Genomic DNA, 3,435 nt, shown 5'->3' with positions numbered 1-3,435 from the left:
GCGGGCATGCGCCTCGCCGGCGTGCGCGGCGCGGCGCGCGTCGGCCCGGGCGTTGCCGGGCCCGCCGTCCTGCGCCTGCTTCTTGAGCATCGCCGCGGCTTCTTCCTCGCGCGCCAGGCCTTCCTGGCCGGGCAACTGGCCGAGCTTGCCTTCGCGTTGCTGCATCAGGCTGCGGAAACGGTCGACGGTGCCCTCGGCCGGCGGCTCGCGCCGGGCTTCGCGGGGCTTGTCGGTCTGGCGCGTGGATTCGCTGCGCTGGGCGGCATCGGAATCGGACGTCGAGGAGCTGCGGGTGATGCTCATGGCGACCTCGTTCAGAAGGGGCCGTTCGTGTTCTGGCGCGTGGCCAGCATCAGATCGGCGTTCATGGCTTCCTCGCGGCGCGCGGTCAGGGTGTTCTGCTCCTTGCGCCACAGGTCCTTGCGTTTTTCCAGTGCGTCCAACCGCGCCTTGGCGCGGAAGAACGCCTTGCGTGCCTCGTCGAGCGAGGCTTCGGCTTCGCGCAGCTTGCCTTGCGCGTCGAGCAGCCGTTGTTGCGCGGCGACCGCCAGCTCGCCGAGATGGTCGATGTGCGCCTCGCGCTGGGTCATCGCCATCGGCCAGGGCATGCCGGGCGGAGGCGGGTCCATCAGGCGCAGGCGCTGGCCGGCGCGTTCGTCGTTGAGCGCGGCGATCTCGCCCTGGATCCGGGTGCAGGCGTCGCGGCGTTCCTGCACCTGGCGCTGGCGTTCGAGCACCAGCATGCGCGCGGTCTCGACCCGGTGCGAGCGCAGTTGCAGCAGGGTATGCAGCGGATAGCGCTTCATCCGAACACCTTGCGCAGGGCGTCCACCGACTGGCGGTAGTCGGCCAGATCGTGGGAGGACTGCTTGAGCAGCCTGCGGATCGGCTCGATCTTCTCGATCGCGATGTCGGCCTCGGCATCGCTGCCGCGCTTGTATTCGCCGAGCTGCAGCAACAGTTCGATGTCCTGGTGCTTGGCCAGGTACTTGCGCAACTGGCCCGCGGCGCGCTGGTGGGCTTCGTCGGCGACCCGCGGCATGGTGCGGCTGAGGCTGGTCAGCACGTCGATGGCCGGGTAGTGGTAAGCCGCGGCGAGCTTGCGCGACAGCACGATGTGGCCGTCGAGAATCGAGCGCACTTCCTCGGCGATCGGGTCGTCGCCGTCCTCGCCTTCCATCAGCACGGTGTAGAAGGCGGTGATGCTGCCGCGGTCGTTGTTGCCGGCGCGCTCGAACAGGCGCGGCAGGGCGCTGAACACCGACGGCGGAAAACCGCGCCGCGCTGGCGGCTCGCCGATCGCCAGGCCGACGTCGCGCAGCGCACGGGCGAAGCGGGTGACCGAGTCGACCAGCAGCATCACCCGCTTGCCGCGGTCGCGGAAGTACTCGGAGATGGCGGTCGCGACCCAGGCCGCGCGGCTGCGCTCGAGCGCCGGCCGGTCGGAGGTCGCGACCACGATGATCGACTTTTTGAGCCCGGCTTCGCCGAGGTTGTCGTGGACGAATTCGTTGACCTCGCGGCCGCGTTCGCCGACCAGGGCGATCACGTTGACGTCGGCGTCGCCGCCGCGCGCGAGCATCCCGAGCAGGGTGCTCTTGCCGCCGCCGGCGACGGCGAAGATGCCCAGGCGCTGGCCGACGCCGGCGGTCATGACCGTGTCGATGGCGCGCACGCCGGTCGCGAACGGGCGTTCGATCAGCTGGCGCGACAGGGGATTGGGCGAGGCGGCGTAGATCGGAATCTGCACGGTCGGGCCGAACCCGCCGAGGCCGTCGATCGGCTCGCCGTTGGCGTCGAGGATGCGCCCGAGCAGGCCGTCGCCGGCGCGCACCGAGGCCTGGCGGCCGGTGGCGACGACTTCGGTGTCGTGGGCGACGCCGTCGAGCGCGCCGAGCGGGGTCAGCAAGGTGTATTGGCGCGACACGCCGACGACTTCGGCGGCCAGGCGGAAATTGCGGTCGCGCGGGCTGCGCAGTTCGCACAGCTCGCCGATCATCGCCTTGAGCCCGGTCGCGCGGATCATGGTGCCGTAGGCCTCGGCGACCTTGCCCACCCGCACCACCGGCTGCACCCGCGACAGCGCCGCGATCAGCGGGTCCTGCTGGGCGGGCGTCGGCACGGCTTGCAGGATGGTGCGCGGCAGGCTGCTCATCGCGCCGCCTCCGCGTCCGCGCGCCGCAGGACCGGACCGATGGCCGCGCGCGCGGTCATTCGGTGTGCTCCGCGCCGTACTCGGCGCCGGACAGGGCGATGCGGATGGCCTCGATCTGCTGGGCCACGCCGGCGCGCACTTCACCGGCTTCGGACACGACGACGCAGCTGAGCTTGTCCAGGCTTTCGTCGTCGACCAATTCGATCACCCCGACCACCGGATGCGCCTGGCGCACCAGGCCGAGGCCCTTGGCGACGTCCTCGCGCACGCTCGGGTGAACGCGGATCAGCAGGAACTGCTCGGCCTGCGCGGCCTCGACCGCGTGCATGACCAGCGGCGGCACCACGCTGCGCGCGTCGAACTCCGGCGAAATGCGCGCGACGATCGCGCAGGCCAGTTCGGTGACGCGGCTGCCGGCGTCGGCGAGCACGCGCGCGCGGCGTTCGTTGAGGTCGGCCAGTTGCTGCGCCATCTGCTGCTGGGCGCGGGCGATGCCCTCGGCGAACCCGGCGGCGTAGCCGGCCTCGCGCGCTTGCTTGATCTCGTCGCCGGCCTCGGCGTACAGCGCGTTGACCCGCGCCAGCGTCTGGTCGAGTTCGGCGATCGCGTTCCACTGCTTGGCCGGCACCACCGTGCCGGCGACCGCGCGCTCGAACTGCCTGCGTTCGAACACCGAGATCGTCGCGCTGGCGCGCTGGGGCTCGATCCTGCGCGCACCGCTCTCCGTCGTGCCCGTGGCCGCGGCGGAGGCGGCGGACGACGGCGTAGCGGACGGGAGCGGATCTGCGTGCATGGGAATTCCGTGGTGGGATGCGCGGCGCGGCGGCTCAGGCCGTCAGCGGACGCGCGCCGTGGTGGGCGTACAGGCGCTCGACCGCTTCCGGCGGCAGATGCGTGCCGAGCGAGGCCGAGGCTTCGTGGGTCAGGCGCGGCAGCAGCAACCGCGACCAGTCGGCCAGGCCGGGGTCGCGGCGTTCGGCCCACACCCGCAGCTCGGTGCGGCCGCGGCCGTCGAGCAGGTCGAACAGCAACTGGTCGGTTTCCGACGCGCGCAGCGCGGCATCGAGTTCGGCGCTGAGCTGGGCGCCGAGCTGGGCCTGGACCTTGCCGTCCCAGACCAGGCTGTCGAGCGCGAGCAGGTAACTGTTGTCGAGCGCCTGCTTGAGCCGGCGCACCGGTTCGCGCCGGACTTCCGAACGGATCGCCGGCGCATAGGCCAGCGCGCCGAGGTCGCGCACCAGGCGCGCCATGCGGGCGCGCGGCCAGCGCCGCGCGGCGGC

Annotated in this window: 5 protein-coding genes; all 5 read right to left on the bottom strand. The window is 72.0% G+C overall.

Features of this window, described 5'->3' with window-relative positions; translation table 11 throughout:
* Positions 1 to 303, bottom strand: a 303-nt coding sequence (locus ACSAMQ_RS20265; RefSeq protein WP_435397384.1) for a hypothetical protein, incomplete at its 3' end; no start/stop codon positions are given.
* An 11-nt stretch (positions 304 to 314) separates the two neighbouring features.
* Positions 315 to 806: a hypothetical protein gene (locus ACSAMQ_RS20260; RefSeq protein WP_435397383.1), complete on the bottom strand. Its 492-nt coding sequence runs from the start codon at positions 804 to 806 to the stop codon at positions 315 to 317.
* Entirely contained in the window at positions 803 to 2,155 is a 1,353-nt protein-coding gene (locus tag ACSAMQ_RS20255; protein WP_435397382.1) for a FliI/YscN family ATPase, read from the bottom strand. The genes ACSAMQ_RS20260 and ACSAMQ_RS20255 overlap by 4 nt, the downstream gene beginning before the upstream one ends.
* A 55-nt stretch (positions 2,156 to 2,210) precedes the next feature.
* Positions 2,211 to 2,948 carry a hypothetical protein gene (locus tag ACSAMQ_RS20250; protein WP_435397381.1) on the bottom strand — a complete coding sequence of 246 codons (738 nt, stop codon included), beginning with the start codon at positions 2,946 to 2,948 and terminating at the stop codon, positions 2,211 to 2,213.
* A 34-nt stretch (positions 2,949 to 2,982) separates the two neighbouring features.
* The coding region (locus ACSAMQ_RS20245) for a hypothetical protein (protein WP_435397380.1) at positions 2,983 to 3,435 on the bottom strand (453 nt) is incomplete at its 5' end.

This window comes from Lysobacter sp. 1R34A (genome assembly GCF_051217035.1).
Taxonomy (GTDB): Bacteria; Pseudomonadota; Gammaproteobacteria; order Xanthomonadales; family Xanthomonadaceae; genus Lysobacter.
This window is presented reverse-complemented; position numbering and strand designations above follow the sequence as displayed.

Excerpts from the sequence above, each read along its gene's own strand:
- ACSAMQ_RS20255 (WP_435397382.1), bottom strand. The coding sequence starts at position 2,155 with ATGAGCAGCCTGCCGCGCACCATCCTGCAAGCCGTGCCGACGCCCGCC.
- ACSAMQ_RS20260 (WP_435397383.1), bottom strand. The coding sequence starts at position 806 with ATGAAGCGCTATCCGCTGCATACCCTGCTGCAACTGCGCTCGCACCGG.
- ACSAMQ_RS20250 (WP_435397381.1), bottom strand. The coding sequence starts at position 2,948 with ATGCACGCAGATCCGCTCCCGTCCGCTACGCCGTCGTCCGCCGCCTCC.